Annotated in this window: 15 protein-coding genes; 9 read left to right on the forward strand and 6 right to left on the reverse strand. The window is 73.2% G+C overall.

The genetic code is table 11. The features are described from left to right. Both ACIA8O_RS13390 and ACIA8O_RS13395 read left to right on the forward strand, forming a co-directional pair. A complete protein-coding gene (locus ACIA8O_RS13390) occupies nucleotides 1–753 on the forward strand; it encodes a GntR family transcriptional regulator (RefSeq protein ID WP_396293828.1) in 753 nt (250 codons plus the stop codon). Between the two features lie 173 nt (nucleotides 754–926). Then, the gene (locus ACIA8O_RS13395; protein WP_396293829.1) at nucleotides 927–2,429 is read left to right on the forward strand and encodes an alkaline phosphatase family protein; all 1,503 of its coding nucleotides are present in this window, start codon (nucleotides 927–929) and stop codon (nucleotides 2,427–2,429) included. A gap of 4 nt (nucleotides 2,430–2,433) precedes the next feature. Here the strand turns inward: ACIA8O_RS13395 and ACIA8O_RS13400 are convergent, their stop codons facing one another. Then, on the reverse strand, nucleotides 2,434–2,937 hold the full coding sequence (locus ACIA8O_RS13400; RefSeq protein WP_396293830.1) for a GNAT family N-acetyltransferase: 504 nt from the start codon (nucleotides 2,935–2,937) through the stop codon (nucleotides 2,434–2,436). A 93-nt stretch (nucleotides 2,938–3,030) separates the two neighbouring features. Between ACIA8O_RS13400 and ACIA8O_RS13405 the strand changes: the two genes are divergently transcribed. Next, nucleotides 3,031–7,977, forward strand: coding sequence for a caspase family protein (locus ACIA8O_RS13405; protein ID WP_396293831.1), 4,947 nt, complete (start codon nucleotides 3,031–3,033; stop codon nucleotides 7,975–7,977). Between the two features lie 37 nt (nucleotides 7,978–8,014). Here ACIA8O_RS13405 and ACIA8O_RS13410 read toward each other — a convergent pair whose 3' ends face one another. Then, nucleotides 8,015–8,689, reverse strand: a complete 675-nt coding sequence (locus ACIA8O_RS13410; RefSeq protein WP_396293832.1) for a hypothetical protein — start codon at nucleotides 8,687–8,689, stop codon at nucleotides 8,015–8,017. 198 nt (nucleotides 8,690–8,887) lie between these two features. On the opposite strand from ACIA8O_RS13410, the gene ACIA8O_RS13415 reads away from it, so the two are divergent. Further along, nucleotides 8,888–9,919 carry an aminoglycoside phosphotransferase family protein gene (locus tag ACIA8O_RS13415; protein WP_396293833.1) on the forward strand — a complete coding sequence of 344 codons (1,032 nt, stop codon included), beginning with the start codon at nucleotides 8,888–8,890 and terminating at the stop codon, nucleotides 9,917–9,919. Here ACIA8O_RS13415 and ACIA8O_RS13420 read toward each other — a convergent pair. The 3 genes from ACIA8O_RS13420 to ACIA8O_RS13430 all read right to left on the reverse strand — a co-directional run bounded on the left by ACIA8O_RS13420 (nucleotide 9,873) and on the right by ACIA8O_RS13430 (nucleotide 11,048). Continuing rightward, a complete protein-coding gene (locus ACIA8O_RS13420) occupies nucleotides 9,873–10,202 on the reverse strand; it encodes a hypothetical protein (RefSeq protein ID WP_396293834.1) in 330 nt (109 codons plus the stop codon). The genes ACIA8O_RS13415 and ACIA8O_RS13420 overlap by 47 nt on opposite strands. Next, nucleotides 10,199–10,549 (reverse strand): hypothetical protein, encoded by a 351-nt coding sequence (locus tag ACIA8O_RS13425; protein WP_396293835.1) that lies wholly within the window; start codon nucleotides 10,547–10,549, stop codon nucleotides 10,199–10,201. The genes ACIA8O_RS13420 and ACIA8O_RS13425 overlap by 4 nt, the downstream gene beginning before the upstream one ends. A gap of 79 nt (nucleotides 10,550–10,628) precedes the next feature. Continuing rightward, nucleotides 10,629–11,048, reverse strand: a complete 420-nt coding sequence (locus ACIA8O_RS13430) for a hypothetical protein (protein ID WP_396293836.1) — start codon at nucleotides 11,046–11,048, stop codon at nucleotides 10,629–10,631. A 358-nt stretch (nucleotides 11,049–11,406) separates the two neighbouring features. Between ACIA8O_RS13430 and ACIA8O_RS13435 the strand changes: the two genes are divergently transcribed. The 4 genes from ACIA8O_RS13435 to ACIA8O_RS13450 all read left to right on the forward strand — a co-directional run bounded on the left by ACIA8O_RS13435 (nucleotide 11,407) and on the right by ACIA8O_RS13450 (nucleotide 18,024). Continuing rightward, nucleotides 11,407–16,320, forward strand: a complete 4,914-nt coding sequence (locus ACIA8O_RS13435; RefSeq protein WP_396294253.1) for a caspase family protein — start codon at nucleotides 11,407–11,409, stop codon at nucleotides 16,318–16,320. Further along, complete coding sequence (locus tag ACIA8O_RS13440) at nucleotides 16,313–16,636, forward strand: hypothetical protein (RefSeq protein ID WP_396293837.1); 324 nt, start codon at nucleotides 16,313–16,315, stop codon at nucleotides 16,634–16,636. The genes ACIA8O_RS13435 and ACIA8O_RS13440 overlap by 8 nt, the downstream gene beginning before the upstream one ends. After that, nucleotides 16,633–17,211, forward strand: coding sequence for a hypothetical protein (locus tag ACIA8O_RS13445; protein ID WP_396293839.1), 579 nt, complete (start codon nucleotides 16,633–16,635; stop codon nucleotides 17,209–17,211). Before ACIA8O_RS13440 ends, ACIA8O_RS13445 begins: the two co-directional genes overlap by 4 nt. Nucleotides 17,212–17,292: 81 nt before the next feature. Further along, complete coding sequence (locus tag ACIA8O_RS13450) at nucleotides 17,293–18,024, forward strand: hypothetical protein (protein ID WP_396293840.1); 732 nt, start codon at nucleotides 17,293–17,295, stop codon at nucleotides 18,022–18,024. A gap of 20 nt (nucleotides 18,025–18,044) precedes the next feature. Here the strand turns inward: ACIA8O_RS13450 and ACIA8O_RS13455 are convergent, their stop codons facing one another. Beyond that, a complete protein-coding gene (locus ACIA8O_RS13455) occupies nucleotides 18,045–19,454 on the reverse strand; it encodes a PLP-dependent aminotransferase family protein (protein ID WP_396293841.1) in 1,410 nt (469 codons plus the stop codon). Nucleotides 19,455–19,533: 79 nt separating this feature from the next. On the opposite strand from ACIA8O_RS13455, the gene ACIA8O_RS13460 reads away from it, so the two are divergent. After that, nucleotides 19,534–20,286, forward strand: coding sequence for a metallophosphoesterase (locus tag ACIA8O_RS13460; RefSeq protein WP_396293842.1), 753 nt, complete (start codon nucleotides 19,534–19,536; stop codon nucleotides 20,284–20,286). Nucleotides 20,287–20,371 lie beyond the last annotated feature (85 nt).

The following is a 20,371-nucleotide window of genomic DNA, read 5'->3' on the forward strand; positions in this document are numbered from 1 at the left end:
GTGAACCACGCCGCTGACCTGCCGAACCGTTCCGGGGTGCCCGAGCACGGGAGGGTGCCCAAGTACTACGCAGTGAAGGCCGAGTTGGAGGCCCTGCTGGAGGAGCTGGGGGAGGGCGGTGCGCTGCCCACCGAGCGGGAGCTGGCGGCCCGGTACGAGGTCTCCCGGGAGACCCTGCGGCAGGCGGTGCGGGACCTGCTGATCCAGGGGCGGGTGCGGCGCCGGGGGCGGCAGACGGTGGCGGCCGGGCCGAAGCTGGAGCAGCCGCTCTCGCTGGCCAGCTACACCGAGGGCGTCCGGCGGCAGGGGCGGGTGCCCGGGCGCACCCTGATCGGGCTCGAACGGCTGGGCGCGGAGCGGCAGTTGGCGCAGCAGCTGGGACTGCCGGAGGGGGCCCCGGTCTGGCACCTGGAGCGCGTGCTGCTGGCCGACGGCGAGCGGGTCGGCCTGGAGAGCACCTACCTCTCGGTGGCCCGGCTGCCCTCGCTGGAGGAGGAGTTCGACCCGTCCTCCTCGCTCTACGCCTTCCTGACCGAGAAGCTCGGCATCGGCTTCGGCGGCGCCCAGGAGCGGATCGAGACCGTGCTGGCCACCCCGCGCGAGGCCCTGCTGATCGGCACCCCGCCGGCCCTGCCGATGCTGCTGCTGCACCGCCTCACCCAGGACACCGAGGGCGTCCCGCTGGAGCGGGTCCGCTCCCTCTACCGGGGTGACCGCTTCAGCTTCACCACCCGGCTGGGGCCGACCGCCTGACGGTCCGCGGGCCGCGCCGCGGGGGTCGTGCCATCACGGAATGGTAACGGGTCTGGACCGAAGTTCGGTCGGTGTTCATGCGCGGTACGGCGTTTGGGGGAGACCGCGCCACCGGCCGGCCGGACATTGGTCGGCGCCCCGCCCCGCTCCCGACGCTTCCCCAGGAGAACGCCGTGACCGCAGGACTCCCCCGCCGCAGCGTGCTGTTCGGCACCGCCGCCGCCGCTGCCGCCGCCCTGACCGCCGGCCCGCTGGCCCGGACCGCGCTCGCTGCCACCGCCCTCACCCCCAAGGTGCTGGTGATCGGTCTGGATGGCACCATGCTCAACCGGATCAAGGACGCCGACGCCCCGAACCTGGACGCCCTGATGGCCGGCGGCCTGACTGCTGCCAGCAGCCTCTACGCCAACCCGATGGCCGAGACCTCCTCCGGCCCCGGCTGGTCCACCATCGCCACCGGCGTCTGGCCCGACAAGCACAACGTGGTCAACAACAACTTCACCGCGCCCAACTTCGCGGCCTACCCGGACTGGCTGACCCGCGCCGAGAACGCCCGCCCGGGCCTGTCCACCTACGTGGTGGCCTCCTGGGCCTCGATCCCCAACACCATCTACTCCGCCAAGGTCGACACCCGGATCGCCACCCCGAGCGCCGAGTACGACACCGGCACCACCTCCCGGGCCGTCGCCCAGCTGAGGGACGCCAACCCGGACGCGGTCTTCGTCCAGCTCGACAACGTGGACCACGCCGGCCACGCGTCCGGCTCCGCCAGCCAGGCCTACCTGGACGCCATCAAGGGCGTGGACGCCCAGGTCGGCCAGATCGTCGCCGCCGTCCGGGGCCGCGCCACCTACGCCCAGGAGAACTGGCTGATCATGGTCACCGCCGACCACGGCCACACCCCGACCGGCGGCCACGGCGGCTCCACCTGGGAGGAGCGGCAGACCTTCGTCATCGCCAACGGCGGTGGGATGGCGGCCGGTTCGGTCCGGTACGACGTGCGGATCGTGGACATCGCGCCCACCGCGCTGGCCCACCTCGGCATCGCCGTCGACCCGGCCTGGGGCCTGGACGGTGCCCCGATCGCCACCCTGACCCCCGACGCCTTCGACTCGCTGCGCCCGCAGCTCACCGGCCGGGTGGACGAGACCGGCATCGCGGCCGGCGTCCTCGGCTTCACCCACACCCCGCCGAGCGGCTGGTCGGTCGACAACTCGGCGATGGGCACCGGCGGGGTCACCGAGTGGCGCGGCTGGTCCTTCACCACGGACGAGTTCTGGACCAGGACCCAGCGCGACCAGTACCGCGAGCTCAACGTCCGCTCCCGGAACGTCTTCGCGGTCGCCGACTCCGACGAGTGGGCCGACAAGTCCTTCTCCGGTGCCTACGACACCACCCTGGTCAGCCCCGCCTACCCCGTCTCCGGCCTGGCCACCGTCAAGGTCGAGTACACCTGCTACTACCAGCAGGAGGGCTCCCAGACCGCCAAGGTGCTGGCCTCCTGGAGCGGCGGCACCCCCGTCCAGATCGCCTCCTACAGCGCCCTGGTGAACGGCCGTCAGACCCTGACCCTGACCGTCCCCGCCGGCGCCACCGACCTGCGCCTGCGCTTCCGCTACACCGGCAGCAACAACTGGTACTGGGTCCTCGACAACGTCCGGGTCTACGGCGCCTGACGCTTCATGCGGTGGCCTCCAGGCTCCGACGGAACGTCAGGGCCGGGAGGCCACCGCCCAGCGTCGTCTCCCCGGTGACGGTGAAGCCCGTGCGGGCCAGCACGGCCCGCGAGGCCGCGTTGTCGGGCGTGGTGACGGCCCGCAGGGCGGTCAGACCGTAGGCGGAGGCGGCGAGTTCGAGGAGTGCGCCGACCGCGGCGGTGGCCAGGCCGCGGCCGGCCGCCCGTTCCGCGACGCGGTACCCGAGCTCGGCCTCGCCGTCGGCCACGTCCACCAGGTTGAACCGGCCCAGCACCTCGCCGGTGGCGTCGTCCAGCAGGACGTGGAAGTGGCAGACCCCGGCGGCCTGTTCGGCCAGCAGGGCGCGGTGCCGCTCCTCGAAGGCGGCGAAGTACCCGTCACCGCGGTCGGGGACGGAGGCGGCGAAGTAGGCCCGGTTCTCCCGCTCGAAGGCGAGGACCGCGGGCGCGTGGTCGGGGCGGAGCTGCTGGAGCCGGATGCCGTACATGGCGAGGAGGCTACGCCCCGCGCCCCCTTCCCGCTCCTCCGTCCGCCCTCGGCGGATAGGCTCGCCTGCCGGGGCGAGTCGGAGGGGGACGGTGTGACCGAGGTGCGGCGGGCGTTGCTGGTCGGGGTGGGGGAGACCCCCGAGGCGGCCCGGGAGTTCGGGTCGCTCGCGGAGCCGGTGGCCGCCGACCTGGCCGCGATGCGCACGGCGCTGGAGGAGTCCGGCTACGAGGTCGAGGAGGTGGACGGCGAGGCCGGTCGGGCCGCCATCACCACCGCCGTCTACGAGGCCGCCTCGGCCGTCCCCGAGGGCGGCACCCTGCTGCTCTACTTCACCGGCCACGGCGTCCGCCACGGGGACACCGACTACCTCGTCCCCGCCGACGCCCGCGCCCCGCAGGACGGCAACTGGCGCCCGCCGTACCTGGATTCGCTGCTCCCCGCCGACATCAGCCCCTACCTGACGGACTGCCGCGCGGGCCTGGTGCTCTGGCTGGTCGACGCCTGCCGCGACCCGGTCGACGACGGGCCGGAGGCCTTCGGCACCAGGATCGTCCGGGGCCAGCCCAGCGGCGGCTTCGCCGTCATGGTCGGCTGCTCCCCGGGCCAGCAGGGCGGCTTCACCCCGGAGGGCAGCCACTTCACCCGGGGCCTGGCCGAGGCGCTCGGTTCGCTCTCCGCGCCCCGCACCGTGGAGGAGGTCCACCGCGCGGCTGCCGAGTACACCGCCCGGGCGGCCCGGCGCCAGGGCCTGACCCAGGACGTCTGGATCCGCTACGGCGGGGACCGGGACAGCGAGACCCGGTCGGCCGTGATCTGTTCGGGCCGCCGCCTGCTGGAGGAGTGGCGGGCGGCCGTCACCGACCGGCGGATCTGGGGCCTGCTGACCCCGGGCACCGACCGCACGGCGGCCAGGCTCCAGGGCCACCTGCTCGACCTGGTCGAGAGCTGCGCCGGCACCGTCCACCGGGCGCAGTCGCAGCTCCCCGACCCGTGGGCCGACGACGACTTCCCGGTCCGCCTGCTCCGCCTCCTCCCCCAACTCCTGCCCACCGCACCGGGGACCCTCTCCCCGGCGGAGGCGGCCGCGCTGATCGCCGCCCCCTTCCTGCGCGAGGCCGCCTGGGCGGACCGGCTGCACCAGGCCGCCGCCGCCGAACCGCTGTGCGGCGAACGGCTCCCGGAGGCCGGCCAGTTGCGCCGCCACCTCGAACAGGTCCAGGACCACTACCGCCAGGCGACCCGCAAGCTGATCGCCAGCAGCTCCCGGGGCCGGGCCGAGGACGCCGCCGCGCTCGGCCTCTGGCTGGTGCACCGGTGGATCGGCGAACGCCTGGAGACCGACGAGAGCCCCGTCCCGCCCGAGCCGGTCGGCCGGTTCGCCGTCGAGGCGTCCGGTGGCGGCGAACGCTCGGGCGAACTCGCCTCCCTGCTCCGTGACCTGGCCTCCGAGATCGGTCTCGACCTGCCCCGCGAGGGCGGCCCCGACCACGAACCGCTCCGCTTCCGCCTCGCCGACGGCGAGGTCACCGGCCTGCGCTACCGCCCGCTCGCCGCCCTGCTCCGGCTGGCCGCCGCACTTGCCGCCGACGCCCGCACCTTCCCCTCGGTCATCGCCGACCACCTGGCCGTCTCCGACCCGGTCACCCCGGCGGAGGTGGTCCGGCTGGTCCGCTCCGAACTGGACTGGGAGCGCGACGGCCAGGGCCTGCTCCACCTCCACCTGGTCAGCCCGCACCAGGCCCTGCACGCCGCGATGGCCGAGACCGTCGAACGCGCCGACCGGATGGCGAAGTTCACCACGGGTCTCAGGGGCCGCCTCCCCGAGACGGAGGCCGCGCTGCTGGCGTCGGTGCCGCACCGGGTCACCGACAACCACCTGCGGCCCGGTACCCGGGACGGGCGCTCCCGGTACGAGGTCCCGTTGCTGCGGTTCCAGCTGGCGCAGACGGAGGTACGGGAGCTGTTGATGGGTCGGCAGCTGTACGGGGAGCCGGAGTTGGCGATCCGTGAGTTGTACCAGAACGCGATGGACGCCTGTCGCTACCGGGAGATGCGCTGGCGCCACCTGCGCTCCAAGGGGCCGGTGCCGGTGTCGTGGACCGGGCGGATCACCTTCACCCAGGGGGTGGACGAGGCGGGCCGGCGGTACGTGGAGTGCCGGGACAACGGCGTGGGGATGGGCCGGGAGCAGCTGAAGTCGACCTTCACCCGGGCGGGTCGGCGGTTCGAGCAGTCGCGGTCCTTCCGGCGCGAGCAGGCGGCCTGGCTGCGGCACGACCCGTCGTTGCGGCTCTACCCCAACTCCCGTTTCGGCATCGGCGTGTTGAGCTACTTCATGCTCGCCGACGAGATGACCGTGGTCACCCGCGAGGTCTTCCCGGACGGCGCGGTGGCCCCGCACGCGCTGCGGGTGGAGATCCCCAGCAGCGGCAGCCTGTTCCGGATCCAGCAGCAGACCGACCCCACCGAGGACAACCTGCCGGAGGGCGGGACGCGGGTCCGGCTGTACCTGCGCGAGGAGCCGGAGCCGGTCGAGGTCTCCTGCGTGGCGACGCTGCGCGGGCTGGTCCCGGTCAGCGAGTTCGCGATGGTGGCGCGGCACGCGGGCCGGGAGGAGGAGTGGCGGCCGGGGGAGCTGCGGGAAGGCCCGTGGAACCTCGACGGCGGTGCCCACCAGGCGGTGCCCGGCACCCTCTGGTTCGTCGAGGCCGGCGGAGCGGTGCTCTGCGACGGCGTCCTCACCGACCAGAGGCCGTACGGCTACGTGCTCAACCTGACCGGGCCGCACGCCGGGGAGCTGAGCGTGGACCGGAAGACGCTCCAGGAGTACGACCAGGACTGGGAGCGCTCGGTCTGGCGGGCGGGGGCGGCGGAGCTGCTCCGCTGGCCCCGGCTGGGCATGGAGTGGCTGTGGGAGGTGGAGAGCCGGACGATCGGGCTGGCCCGGACACTCTGGCGGGAGTGGGCCGGTACGGGCGTGGAGGTGCGGCACCGGATCGGCGAGGACGAGGAGATCGGTCTGCCACTGGACGCGGTCGGCTGGTACGCGGAGGACGGCCTGGTGCTGAGGCACGTCGGCGACGAGCAGGAGCATCCGTGGCGCTCCGCGGTGCTGGCGGGGTACGTCGGGGCCGAGCCGTGCGAGGACGCACCGGCCTCGCTCCTGGGCTTTCCCGTCCCGGAGCCCGGCGACCGGTCGCTGGTCGGCCACGCGCAGGACTGGGCGTCGGTGATCGAGAGTGCTTCGGCGCAGGGCCGCACCGCGCGGGAGGCGTGGCGGGTGCTGCGGTCGTTCCGTGTGGTGGGCCCGTTCGAGGGTGCCCCGCCGGCCGGGGCGCCCTCCCCGGACGGCGTGCCGGACGCCGTCGACATCCGGGTCGCCCGGGCACTCACCGGGCAGCAGTCCAAGACGGTGTCCGCGGGGCAGGTCGTCACGGAGCGGGGCGACCCGAGGAGCCTGCTGGAGACGTCCCGGCAGACCGGTTGGTCCCTCGGTGTGCTGTTCGACCGGGCCGTCCGGCTCGGCCCGCTCCACGGTTTCGTCCTGCCCGAGGTTCCCGAGGACCTCCGCGACCATGTCGTCACCGACCGGGAGATCGAGACGCTCTACCTCCCGTTCTCGGTGGAGGACCACCGGTGGATCCGGTCGGCGGCCGATCTGGCGGCCGTGGCGAGGGCACGTGAGCGGGTCACCCTCGAAGAGCACCTCGAGACCGTGCGGCGCTACGGGTGGCTGGGCTGGAAGGAGCCCGATCCCCACGAAGTGCAGAACTGGCTGGAGCTCACGCGGGCCGAGGCGGCCCTGCTGCGCCGCCACCTCGACACGACCGGGGAGGGGGCTCCGGTGATCGGCTGGGGCGCGGCGGTGGAGCTCGCGGACGCGCGGGGGAGTACGGTCGGAGAGGCCGAGGACCATCTGCGGGCGCGGGCCCCGCAGTTGGGCGCGGTGTTCGGCCGGCCCGGCGCCGACACCCTGTCCGGTGGGACCTCGCACCCGAGCGATGCCCTGGTGATCGTGGTTCGGGATGTCCAGGAATCGGGCTGGTTCCTGGAGGACGGCCTGGGGGTCGAGGCACTGGGCCTCGTGCTCGGTCGTCTGGACGAGCCCGAGACGCTGCAGGCCATCGCCGAACTGACCCGGCTCGGGGTCGCGCTGCCGCCGGACACCCGCCTGCTCGCCGCCTGGGGCACGCTGTCCGTCCGTAGCCGGACCGCGCTCTCCGGCAGGAACGTCCAGAGGGAATCCGGTGACTTCCCGGCGGAGGACATCACCGGTGCGGTGCTCTTCGCCGCGGCCTGGCGGCTGCAGGAGGACCTCGGCGAGATCTGGGAGGTGGCCGGTCGGGAAGCCGCCCGGTTCGGCCTCTCCCTCCCCGAACTGCCCGATGACCTAAGGGAGATCCGGCCCGATGAGGTGGACGTCGAGGCACTGCTCGGCTGGGGGTACGACACCGACCTGGTCTTCCCCAGCCCGGACGACGAGGGACCGGCCGCGCCGGTGTGGAAGGACGTCACGCTCCGGCACCTCGTGATCCACGCGGACGAGCTGCAACTGCCGGTCGGAACGGCCTACCGGTTGCTTGCCCGGCTGCGCCCGATCGGTGCGCTGGTACCGGAACTGACGGACGGTCAGCTGGACGCCCTGGACGGGCTGGAGCCCGATGCCAGAGTCCTGGTGGCCCTCGACGACTCCTGCCGGGTGAGCCACCCCGGCACGCCGCTCGTGCCGATGGACCTGGTGAGCATCGCCGGCTGCCTGGGTGAGACCGTCGAGGAGGTCTGGCAGCGGATCGAGCCGTACCTGGTGGTCGGCCCGCCGCCGCAGGTGCCGGAGCGGCCTGACGTGCTGCCGCTCTGGCAGGACTTCGCGATCCTCTCCGTCCACCTGGACGGCATGCTCCCGGCGGTCGAGGGACGGGTGAGCCGGGAGCACGTCGCGCTGGTGGCCGTGGAACTGGACGTGGCGCAGGCGTGGGTCTGGGGGCGGCTGGAGCTGTACCGGGGGATGTTCGGCCTGGACCTGGGTGAACGCCCTTAGTGCGGAGGGGAGTTCACCCAGACCCAGGAGACGGTGATCAGTGCGAGAGGGCCGCCGACGGGTCGAAGTGCTGGTTGGTCTTGCAGCCGAGGTTGTCGTAGGTGTTGACCCGGGTCTCGGGGTCGGTCCAGAGCAGGCGGAACTTGCAGGCGCCCTTGATGTGTTCGCCGGTGATGCCGCCGGGGAAGTCGATCTCCTTGTTCCAGAGGTACGGCGACTGGTAGCCGTTGACCGCGGCGGTGGCGTTGACGTCGATGCCGCCGGGGGCCTCGATCTCGTAGACCCAGCCGGTCTTCGCCGCGCCGTAGGTGGCGAACCGCTGGGCCACCCACTTCTCGCAACTGGTGCTCAGGTGCGCGGTGTTCTGGCCGCCGCCCTTGACGATGTACTCGTCCAGCGGGGCGAGGTGGTCGCCGCGCGGGGTGAAGCCGTCCTCGAAGATCTGCTCCACGGTCTCCCGGGTGTCGCCCCGCCAGAGGGTGTTGGTGTCCTCGCGCCACTGCCAGTTCTCCGCGACGGAGGCGTGCAGGACGTCCGGGACGAGGGTGGGGGAGGTGGAGGTGGTGGTGCGCCACCAGTCGGAGAGGTGGACGTGCCCGACCGGGCCGCACGGTCCGGTCTCGGCGTCGGCCGCTCGCGCGGGGGTGGTGACGGCGACGGAGGCGAGGGCGAGGGAGGTGGCGGCGGCGAGGCGCAGAGCTGCCTTGAGCATGGTGAGAGCCCATCAGGTGATCAACAGGACGGGCCCTTTCTACAGCGCCCGATGATCACCGGGGCCGCCGAAACGGTCCGCCTTCACCCCTGTGGGCTACCCCGGCGGCAGCAACGGGATCGGTACGACAAGTCCGTTGTCCCACAAGCCGATCGGATATTCACGGATGTCCGTTCGCCCGCGTGCGAGGATGACCGGATGTGGTCACGAGTGCCGTTCGGGGAGGAACTGCGCGCCGAGCTGGGCCCGCCGAGGCGCGCCCGTCGGCTGGTCAGCAGCCCGCGTTCACGGGTCTGGCGGATCGAGCTGGACGGGCGTCCGGCGGTGGTGAAGCAGGCCGTGGAGGGAGCCGACGCCGAGGAGCGCTACGCCCGCGAGCTGGCCGGACTGCGGATCGCCGCGCGCGCCCCGCTCCCGGTGGTGCCCGCCGTCCTGGGCGCCGACCCCGCCGCGCGGGTCCTGGTCCTGGAGCACCTGGACCACCAACGGCCCTCCGGCGACTGGATCGTGGCCTACGCCGACGCCCTCGCGCGCATGCACGCCACCGCCGGACCGCAGGACGCTCACGCCCTGCCCCGCTGGCAGGGCCCGGACCGGGCCGACGTCGACTCCTTCCTCACCCTCGCCGCCACCCTCGGCGTCCCCGCCCCGGCCGGCCTGGCCGCCACCCTCGGCGAACTCGTGGACCGGCTCGGCTCCACCCCCGGCCACGCCCTGCTCCACGGCGACCCCTGCCCCGGCAACGACCTGCACACCGCCGACGGGGTCCGCTTCATCGACTTCGAACAGGCCTCGCTCGGCAGCGGACTGGTCGAACTCGCCTACCTGCGCATCGGGTTCCCCACCTGCTGGTGCGTCACCTCCGCCCCCGACCCGCTGCTCTCACGCGCGGAGACCGCCTACCGCACCGCCTGGCACACCGCGACCGGCACCCACCTCGGCGACGCCGACCTCACCGACGCCTGCACCGGCTGGCTCCTCCGCGGCGACGCCCTGGTCCCCCGGGCCGAACGCGGCACCACCGACCACCTCGCCCGCCTCCCGCACACCGACTGGACCTGGGGCACCGCCACCGCCCGCCGCCGCCTCGCCCACCGGCTGGGCGTGGTCGGGCAGTTGACGGTACGTCGTCCCGACCTGCGCGACCTGGGCGTGCTCTGCGCCGACCTGCGCAACGCCGCGCTCAGCCGCTGGCCCGCCCTCCCGCCGGTACCGGCCGAGCGTCCGTAACGGCGGGGGCTACCGCGCTCCGAGGAGGCCGGCTACAAGGCCTGGACGCGAAGGACGTAGACGCGTTCGTCCCGGGGATGACCATGTACCAGAAGATGCCGTCCTCGACATCGGCCGTCTTCATCTTCTCGCCCAGCCCCTGGTAGCTGCTTCCGTCCAGGTAGAGCGCGGAGGCGGCCCGGACGATCTCGTCAGCCTTCTTCTCGACCTGGGCCACGAAAGCGAGCGGCGCGCCGGCGATGACGCCGGTCTCGTCCGGGTTGTACTCCCAGCCCCAGGTCACCCCCGCACCGCCTCGGCCGCGGCGGTCGCGATGGCCCCGGCGAGGGCGGCCTGCCGGCGGCGCTCGTCCGGGGTGGGCGCGTGGTGGGCGAGGTACTCGGCCCGGTGCAGCTCGGCGAGGGTCTCCGGGTGCCGCGCGATCTCGACCTCCACCGCCCACTTGGTGGTGAAGCGCAGCAGGGGCTTGAGACTGTCGTTCTCGACCGCCTCCGTCATCGCCCGGGCCTGGTCCGCGGTCATCTCGGGTAGCCGGTTCGGCACGAGTGCCGCCACGGCCTCGTACAGGGCCAAGGGAGTGCGGGCGGGCCGCGGGATCAGCTCGGGACCGTGGATGGGCTGGGCACTCACGTGGGGTTCCTCCTTCGGCTGCCAGGAGCACCGTACGGCACAGGACGGGCCCGCGATGGGTGCCCGGCCTGCCGGTGCGTCACGGCGACGGCGTCGCGCCGGTGGGCGGCCGGTGGGTGGCGAGCTGGTCGGAGCCCGGGCGGGCCTGGTGGACCGTCACCGGGATGCCGTCGGCCAGGCGGTCCAAGGCCCGTTGCAGTTCCGCCGAGCCGACCCCGGCCGGCTCCACCCCGACCTTGACGCCGGTGGAGCCGTGGGCCATCGAGGCCTCGAGGACGGTGAACGGGAGTGCCTTGGCCGCGGAGCAGTCCATGATCCGGTCCATCACCGCGTCGATCTGCTTGCGCGAGTACGGGCAGCGGACGATGCGGACCAGGCCGGTGTCGATGCCCGGCTGCGCGGCCGCGGCGGCGGCGACCAGCCTGCGGCCCTCGGCTTCGTCCGTGACGTAGAGCGTGACGGTGTTGGCGGGCCCGTCGAGCACGAGGGTGCCGAACACCGCGGTGAACGGTCCGCCGCGTCCCTGGTCGCTGAGTGCGGAGGTGACGTCCTGTAAGGCGGCGCCCGGGGTCGTGACCACGGTCGGCGTGGGCGCCGGTGTCGGTGTGAGTGTGGTGGTGGGCGGGGCTTGGGGAGTCGCGGTGGTGGATCCACAGGCCGTGAGGAGGGTTGCGGACAGTAGGAAGGCCGAAGCGCGGCGCAGGAGCACGGTGGTCCTCTCTCGTTTCCGACGGGGCGGCGTTCCTTCGGATGCTTCCCACTCCCGCCCCTTTCTCCCACGTGCGGCGCATCCCTCCCGTCCACGGCCGATAGGCTCGTCCGCCGGAGGCGGGACGAAGGGGTGGGGGTTGGCTGACGTGCGGCATGCGTTGCTGATCGGGGTGGAGGAGACCCCGGACGCGGAAAGGGAGTTCGTGTCACTCGCGGAGCCGGTCGCCGCCGACCTGGCCGCGATGTGGACGGCCCTGGACGAGTCCGGGTACCAGATCAAGACGGTCACCGGGCGGGAGGCCGGGCGTTCGGGCATCGCCACCGCGATCGAGGAGGCGGCCTCCGCCGTCCCCGAGGGCGGGACCCTCCTGCTCTACTTCACCGGTCACGGCGTCCGCCACGACACCAAGGACTACCTCATCCCCGCCGACGCCCGCGCCCCGAAGGAGGGCCCCTGGCGCCGCTCCCACCTGGAGTCACTGCTCCCGGCCGATGTCAGCGACTACCTCGCGGACTGCCGCGCCGGCCTGGTGCTCTGGCTGATCGACGCCTGCCGCGACCCGTTGAGCGAGCCGAAAGCGGGCTTCGGCACCGCCGTCACCCAGGGCCAGCCCGTCGGCCGCTACGCCGTCATGGTCGGCTGCTCGCCGGGGCAGCGGAGCGGCTACTCGGACGAGGGCAGCTTCTTCACCCGGGGGTTGGCCGAGGCACTCGGTTCGCTCTCCGCACCGAGGACGGTGCACGAGGTCTACGAGGCGGCCCTCGCCAGGACGGCTCGGTCGGCGGCCCTGGCGGGGCACCCGCAGGACGTGTGGATCCGCTACGGCTCCGACCAGGAGGAGGCGGCCAAGGCCACCGAGATCTGCACCGGGCGCCAGCTGCTGACGGAGTGGGAGGCGGTCGTCACCGAGCCGGCCCTCTGGCGGGCGGTCGGGCCCGACCAGGACGCCTTGGTCGAGCAGCTCCAGGACGCCCTGGTCCAGTTGGTCAGGGATTGCGCGCGCTCGGTGCACCGCGCCCAGGAAGGGCTGCCCGATCCGTGGGCCGACGAGGACTTCCCGGTGCGGTTGCTCCGCATCCTCCCGCAGCTGCTGCCGGAGGGCCGGGGCAGCTGCCGGCCGGTCGAGGTCGCGGCGCTGGTCGCCGCGCCGTTCCTCTACGAGCAGGCACGGGCCGACCGCTGGCTCCAGGTGGCGGGGGTCGAACCGCTGAGGGGCGAACGGCTGCCGAAGTGCGGCCCGGCGAGACGCCACCTGGAGCAGGTGCACGACCACTACCGGCACATCACCGGGCGGCTGGAACGCTGCCTGGAGCGCAACCGTCCCGAGGACGCCGAGACCCTGGCGCTCTGGCTCGCCCACCGGTGGGTGAACGAGCGGTTCGAGACGGACGAGGTGGCCGTCCCGACCCAGTCGAGCCGCCCCTTCGCGGAGCACCTGACCGAGTCGAACGCGGCTGAACTCGCGGCGGCGATCGACGGGTTGGCCGGTCAGATCGGCCTCGACCTGCAGGCCGAGAGCGAAGCCGGGCCGGAGGAGATCCGGGTCCGGCCGTTCGGACGGGCCGCCCAGGTGCTCCGACCACGGCCTTTGGCCGTCCTCCTCCGCATGGCCGCCGCCCTGTCGGCCGATGCCCGGGCCCTCCCCGAGGTGGTCGCCGACCACCTGGCCGTCTCCGACCCGGTGACACCGGAGGGGCTGCTCCGCGTGGTGCGGAAGGTGGACTGGGAGCGTGATCCCCAAGGGCTGCTGCACCTGAACCTGGCGAGCCCCCACCAGGCGGTGCACGCGGCGATGGCCGAGATCGTGGAGCGTGCCGACCGGATGGCGGAGGGCATCGGCCGACTGCGGAGGCGGATGCCCCAGAGCGACGCCGCACTGCTGGAAGCAGTGGCGCACCGGGTGACGGACAATCACCTGCGGCCGGACGGCGGGGCGGGGCAGAGCCCGTACGAACTGCCGCTGTTGCGCTTCCAGTTGGCGCAGACCGAGGTGCGTGAGCTGTTGATGGGCCGCCAGCTGTACGGCGAGCCCGAGCTGGCCCTCCGTGAGCTCTACCAGAACGCCATGGACGCCTGCCGGTACCGCGACATGCGCCTGCGCTACTTGCGGTCCAGCGGTGGGCACGCGGCGAAGTGGAGCGGTGAGATCACCTTCACCCAAGGGGTGGACGCCGCCGGCCGCCGGTTCGTCGAGTGCGAGGACAACGGCGTCGGGATGGGCCAGGAGCAGTTGAAGTCGACCTTCACCCGGGCGGGGCGGAGGTTCGAGCAGTCGCGGGCGTTCCGGCGGGAGCAGGCGGACTGGCTGAGGCACGACGAGGAGAACCTGCGGCTCTACCCCAACTCCCGCTTCGGCATCGGGGTGTTGAGCTACTTCATGCTCGCCGAGGAGATGACGGTGGTGACGCGGGAGGTCTACCGCGACGGTGCCGTCTCCCGGCATGCGCTGCAGGTGGAGATCCCGAGCAGCGGATCCCTGTTCCGGATCAAGCAGGTGACCGGTCTCACCGAGGACAGCTGCCCGGAGGGCGGCACCCGGATCCGGCTCTACCTCCGGGACGACGCGGATCTGGCGGACCTCTCCTGCGTGGACACCTTGAGCCGTCTGGTCGCGATGAGCGAGTTCAGGTTGGAGGCACGGCACGACCAGGTGGTCGAGAGCTGGGTCCCGGGACAGCTGCGCCCCGGACCGTGGACGTCCGGCGGGAGGATGCAGCCTGCTGTCGAGGGAGTGCTCTGGTGGGTGACCGGGCCGGGGGTGGTGCTCTGCGACGGGATCGTGACCGACCGGGAGCTGTGTGGCCGAGTGCTGAACTTGACCGGTCCGCACGCCGGGCGTCTGAGTGTGGACCGGAAGTCCCTCCAGGAGTACGACCTCGAGTGGGCCTCGGAAACCCTGCTGGCCGGAGTGGACGCGCTGCTTGCTTGGCCGGAGCTCACCATGGAGTGGCTCTGGGCATTGGAGCAGAACGAGCTCTCGGACGCGCAGCTCCTGTGGGGCGAGCTCCAGGGCCGTGGGCTCACTCTTCCCGCGCAATCGCCGCACGATCAGCAGGCCTTGGGGGAGGTGAGAATCGCCCTGGACGACGTCGGATGGTGCCGCCTCGACGGCGGCTCGTACTCGAGGGATTACCGGCCGGGCGAATCGGAGGTCCTGCCACTGCTGGGGCCGTGGCGAGTCGCTGTTCTGGGACATGACGTCGCATTCGCGCACGGGGGAGTCCCGCCGGTCTCCCTGGCCGGCTATCCGCTGCTGACCCCGGGGGACGAGCGCTTGGCCACGGCCCAGCTGCTCGGCTGGACCCAGGTCGTCACCATGGCGCACGAGTGCGGCACGAACGTGTCCGAACTCGTGCGAGCAGGGCGCCGGCTTCGTGTCGGACACCGGGGCATGGCCGCTCCGAGAACACTGCCGGGAACGAGCATCACCGCGTCGGCACGGCTGGCACGTGGTCTCTCCGGAACGATGGAACTCCAGTACCAGCATGGGGTCCAGCGCCTGTGCAGCGAACGGGGAAGCCTGGACGGGCTTCTGTGGGTCTCCCGGGCCTACGGCCTCACCCTGGGCGAGTTGGTCGAGCAGATGGGTCAGCTGGCCCCGTGGCACGGCCGGGAACTTCCTCGGATTCCGGACCACCACCGCGACTACGTCTGCACCCAGGACGACCTGACGATGCTCTATCTCGGAGGACGCAGGGTCGCCTCGTCGGCCGACGTCCGGGAGGTGGCCAGGGGCGGTGACGTGGAGCCGGTCCTGGCCAAGCTGGCGGACTTCCACTGGCTGGGGTGGACAGCCCCTGCCAGGGAGCACGCCCTGGCCTGGGCAGGGCTGCCGTACGGGACCGAGAAGTTCCTGCTCCGCCAGGTCGAACGACGGGCGGACGGGGCCTACGAGCTCGCCCGCTCCGCAGCGGTGGTGTGGGCTCACGAGAAACAGGTGCCGATGGACGAGGCCGAGGACCAACTGGCCGAATTGGCACAGGCGTTGGGTCTGGTCTTCGAACCTTGGTCCGAGCTCGACGTGACCGCGCGTCGGGAGGTCCCGTCCGCGCTGATGGCCGCCCTGGTCAGGAGGGCACGGGCGGACGGCCTGGACCTGGGATGGATCGTGGACTCCAGCGGGAACGCCTCGGCAGCAGAGCGGCGGCAGGCGCTCACCGGGTTGCGGCGGCTCGGTCTGCCCGTACCGGACAACACCGCACTGGCCGAGCAGTGGGACCTGCTGTCGCATCGCACGCGGGTCATCTACTCGGGCGGGACCGGTTCCTTCGACGGTGACGACCTGCCGGAGCGAGTCATGACCGGCGTGGCCATGTTCGCGGCCGCCCTGGAACTGCACGAGCCGCTGTCCGGCGTGTGGGACTCCGTCCGGGAGGAGGAAGGGCGCTTCGGAGGCTGTGAGCAGGCACTCCCGGCGGAGTTGCGGGCGTTCCAGCCGAGACCCTGGCACAGGGAGGTGCTGACCGACCAGAACGAGCGCGGAGTGGACTCGACCGTGCGGTCCTGGGAATGGGTGGAGCTGACTCCGCAGAGGCTCGCCCGGTTCGCGCACCATGCGGGGTTCGGCACGGCGGCCGAGGCGTACGAGGACCTCCACCCACTGCGGCAGATCGGGGCCCTGATCCCGGAACTGACGGCGGAGCAGGTCGAGGTCTTGCGCACTGCGGCCCCCGATGAGCGGGCCGTAGAAGCACTCGCGGACGAGCACCGGGTGAGCGAGCCCGGGACGCCGCTGGTGCCGCTGGACCTGGTGTCGATCGCCGGGCGGCTCGGAGAGACGGTCCGTCAGGTGTGGGAGCGGATCGAGCCGTACCTGCCGCTCGGGCCGGCGCCGCGGGTGCCGGAGCGGCCGGACGTCCTGCCGCTCTGGCAGGACTTCGCGATCCTCTCCGTCTATCTGGACGGGCTGCTGCCCGCCGTTGAGGGCCGGGTGGGCCGGGAACACGTGGCGTTCGTGGCGGAGGAGATCGGGGAGGGCGAGGAGTGGGTCTGGGACCGGCTCGCGCTCTACCAGGGGATGTTCGGGCTGGACTTGGGAGAACGGAAGCAGGATGGCTGAGCACGACTTCACCACCCCGTACGTCGAGCAGCGGCTGCCCGACGTGCCGGGGGCGGACTACACGCGGACGGAGGACGACCAGGGCGTCCGGGTGGTGGGTCCGTGCCCGAGGTGCCAGGGGCGGACGGAGACCGTGTGGGGGCACGGGCTGGCCGGTACCGGGACGAAGGCGATCTTCCGGCGGAACCGGTCGGCGCCCGTCGATCCGGTGCCCGAGGTGCACTACTGCGAGTGCGGCTACCCCCACCCGGGGATGGCGGCGAACGCCCCGTTCACGGGCTGTGGTGCGAGCTGGGAGATCGGGGCGGCGCCGTGAGCGAGCAGGCGGACCGCCGGTGGGAGGTGCTGGCGCGGGAGTTGGAGTTCACCCAGCTGCCGGAGCTGCGCAAGCAGGCCGAGGGCTGGCGCAACGGGTTGTCGGGGCTGGCCGCCCTGGTCGCCCTGCTGACCGTCCTCAAGGGGCGGGACAGCCTGTCCGAACTCCCCGGCGGGCTGCGGAACGTGGCGGGGGTGGCGGTCGGGCTCGCCTTCGTCCTCCTGGTCTCCGGGACGCTGCTCGCCGTCCGGGCCGCGCACGGCAGCCCGGGGGAGACCATCCTGCGCAACGGGCCGAGGCTCAAGGCCTGGACCGACCGGGAGATCAGCCGGGTCACCAAGGGCCTGCGGAGGGCGACGTGGTGCTGCGTGAGCGGTCTGGTGGCGGCCACCGCCGCCGTGGCGGTGGCCTGGTTCGGGGCGCCGTCGCCGCCCGCGCACCCGGTGCGGGTCGGGGAGGTCTGCGGGGACCTGGTCTCGGCCGGGCCGGACGGGATCGTGCTCAAGGTGGGCAAGGAGGAGAGGCGACTGGCGCCCGGAACGGTGACGGCGGTGGGGAGTTGTGCCCGTCAATGAGGCGTTGAGCCTCCGTTTATCCGCATTCCCGACACTGGAGGAACACAACATCTCCAACGGGGGGCGATGACCATGCGCACCATGCGCGCAGGAAAGATCAGCGGTGGTCTGGCCGTCGCGGCACTCACCGTCGGGGCCGCGCTGGTCGGCCCGGGGGCGGTCACGGCACGGGCCCAGTCGGTCTGCGACGATCCGATGCCGCCGGACTGGTGTACCGACAATCCGGGTGGCAACCCGGAGGGTTCGCTGGACTCCGTGCGCCGGGCGCCGGGGGGCGTCGAGGTCTCGGGGTGGGCGACCGACGTCAACGGGGGTCCGGTCCGGGTGAAGTTCAGTGTCGGGGGCACCGCGGTCGGCAGCCTGACGGCCGACTCCTCCGGCGGGTTCGGCGGCTTCCTGAGCGTGCCGAGCGCCACCGGCACGGTCTGCGCGACCGCGGTCAACATCGGTTCGGGCTTCAACACCCCGCTCGGCTGCTCCTCGCTCTCGGTCGGCCACGACCCGGTCGGCGCGATGGACAGCTGGCGCGTCGAGGGCAACTCGATCGTGGTCACCGGCTGGGCGATCGACCCGGACAGCTCGGCCCAGACCTCGGTGTACGTGCAGTACGGCGGGCAGACCTACGGGCCGTTCCCGGCGAACCAGCCGCGGGCGGACGTCGGCGCCGCGAACCCGGGCTACGGCAACGACCACGGCTACGCGTTCAGCTTCACCCCGCCGGTGATCTCCAACTGCTACAACTACCTGAACGTCATCGGCGTCAACATCGGCGCCGGCGCCGACAAGAGGGTCGGCGGTTGGTTCTGCTCCTGAGCGGGGCGGCGGCGGGGTAGTCAGAGCGCGAGCGCGTCGTCCAGGGCCCGGACAGCGCGCTCGAAGCCGTGGTCGGAGGTGGCGGCGAAGCCGATCAGCAGTCCGCCCCGGCGGCCGGGTGCGGTCGGGTCGTGGTGGAGCTCGGTCAACCCCCGTAGGGCGATGCCGCGTTCGGCGCAGCGGGCCAGCAGCGCGGCCTCGTCGCGTCCGGTGGTGACCAGGGTGTGCAGCCCGGCGGGGACGCCGTGCGGGGTGAAGTCCGGGTGACGGTCCAGGAGCCGGTGCAGCAGGAGGCGGCGCCGGCGGTAGCGGAGCCGGGCGGCGCGGACGTGCCGGTCGTAGGCGTGGGTGTCGATCAGCTCGGCCAGCACCAGCTGGCCGAGCGTCTCGGTGTAGAGGTCGGCCCGCTCCTTGGCCTCGACCACCGGGCGCACCAGCTGCGGGGGCAGGGCCAGCCAGCCCAGGCGCAGGGCGGGGCCGAGGGTCTTGGAGGCGCTGCCGCAGTAGACGGTGCGGTCGGGGGCCAGGCCCTGGAAGGCGCCGACCGGGCGGCGGTCGTGGCGGAACTCGCCGTCGTAGTCGTCCTCGATCACCAGGCCGTCCGTGCGGCGGGCCCAACTCGCCAGCGCCCGGCGGCGGTCGGGGTGCAGCGGCACGCCGGTCGGGTACTGGTGCGAGGGGGTGAGCAGGACCGCCGGAGCGGTCAGCGTCTCCACCTGGGCGCCGTCGCCGTCCACCGGGACGGGCGGCACCCGCAGCCCCGCGCGGGCCACCGCCTCGCGGTAGGTGCGGTGGCCCGGGTCCTCCACCGCCAGCTCCGTCACCCCGGAGTCCCGCAGCACCTCGGCCAGCAGGCCGATCGACTGGTAGAAGCCGGTGGTGATCACCACCTGCCCCGGTGTGGTCAACACGCCCCTGGTGCGGCCGAGTTGGGTGGCCAGTGCGGCGCGCAGCTCGTACCGGCCCTGTGGGTCGCCGGGGCCGAAGTCCTCGGGGCGGGCCCGGCCCAGGACCCGCCGGGTGGCGGCCAGCCAGGGCCGGACGGGGAAGGCGCTGCCGTCGGGGGTGCCGGGCCGCAGGTCGTGGAGGACCGGCGGGGCGGAGCCCGCCGGTGCTGCGAACGGCGGTGCGGCGGAGGGGAGTTCGGCGACGGTGGTGGCCGCGCCGGGGCGGCCGAGCAGCAGGCCCTCGGCCACCAGCTGGTCGTAGGCGGCGGTCACGGTGCCCCGGGCCAGGCCGAGTTCGCGGGCGAGTGCCCGGGTGGAGGGCAGCGCGGCGCCGGGGCCGAGCCGGCCCTCGCGGACGGCGGCGCGCAGGGCGTCCTCCAGGCCGGCCCGCCGCCGGCCGGGGGCGAGCGTCCCGACGTCCAGGTGCAGGTCCAGACCGCGGGGTGGGTGGTTCGCCGGCGTACTGGACCAGTCCTCCGTCATGGAACTGGACCTTACCGCTGGTCCGGGTGCTGGCTAGCGTCGAACGTGTCCCCGTCGCCGCCCTCCCCGGAGAACTCCCGTGATCGTCATCGCCCACCTCAGTGACACCCACCTGGACGGCTCGCCGCGCGCCGCCGAGCGCACCCGCGCGGTGACGGCGTACCTGGACGCGCTGCCGTACGACCTGGACGCGGTACTGGTGAGCGGTGACGTCGCGGACCACGGCAGCCCGGCCGAGTACCGGGAGGCCCGGGAACTGCTGAGCACTCGTCACCCGCTGCTGCTCCTGCCGGGCAACCACGACGAGCGCACGGCCTTCCGCTCCGTCCTGCTGGGGGAGGGGCCGGGTGGCACGGATACCGGGCCGGTGAACCGGCTGCACGTCACGGAGCGGTTCGCCGTCGCGCTCTGCGACTCGACCCGGCCCGGGCGGGACGACGGGCTGCTGGGGGAGGAGACGCTGGAGTGGCTGGACGGTGCGCTGGGCTCGGTGGAGGTGCCGGTGTTCGTCGCCTTCCACCACCCGCCGGTGGAGCTGGGCATCCCGTACCTGGACGGGCTGCGGCAGTTCGGCGCCGAGCGGCTGGCCGCGGTCACCGCCCGCCATCCGCACGTGGCGGCCTTCCTCTGCGGGCACGCGCACCTGTCGACCGCCACCACCTTCGCGGGCCGCCCGCTGGTGGTCGCCCCGGGCGTGGTGTCGACCGCGCGGCTGCCCTGGGAGGTGCGGCCGGCCCCGGAGGCGCACGTGCACCACGACCTGCCGCCGGCGGTGGCGTTCCACGTACTGGACGGCGAGGGGCGGTTCGCGACGCACGTCCGCAGCTGCTGAGGCGGAGCGGGTGCGAACCAGGCAAGTGGCGTACGGGGGAGGGCATCTGAGGCCACGTCAGGCACTCAGGCGGCTCTCAGGAATC

The organism is Kitasatospora sp. NPDC051853 (assembly GCF_044452665.1).
Taxonomy (GTDB): domain Bacteria; phylum Actinomycetota; class Actinomycetes; order Streptomycetales; family Streptomycetaceae; genus Kitasatospora.

Coding starts and splice junctions, on each gene's coding strand:
- ACIA8O_RS13400 (WP_396293830.1), bottom strand. CDS start 2,937: ATGTACGGCATCCGGCTCCAGCAGCTCCGCCCCGACCACGCGCCCGCG.
- ACIA8O_RS13410 (WP_396293832.1), bottom strand. CDS start 8,689: ATGCTCAAGGCAGCTCTGCGCCTCGCCGCCGCCACCTCCCTCGCCCTC.
- ACIA8O_RS13415 (WP_396293833.1), top strand. CDS start 8,888: ATGTGGTCACGAGTGCCGTTCGGGGAGGAACTGCGCGCCGAGCTGGGC.
- ACIA8O_RS13440 (WP_396293837.1), top strand. CDS start 16,313: ATGGCTGAGCACGACTTCACCACCCCGTACGTCGAGCAGCGGCTGCCC.
- ACIA8O_RS13450 (WP_396293840.1), top strand. CDS start 17,293: ATGCGCGCAGGAAAGATCAGCGGTGGTCTGGCCGTCGCGGCACTCACC.
- ACIA8O_RS13455 (WP_396293841.1), bottom strand. CDS start 19,454: ATGACGGAGGACTGGTCCAGTACGCCGGCGAACCACCCACCCCGCGGT.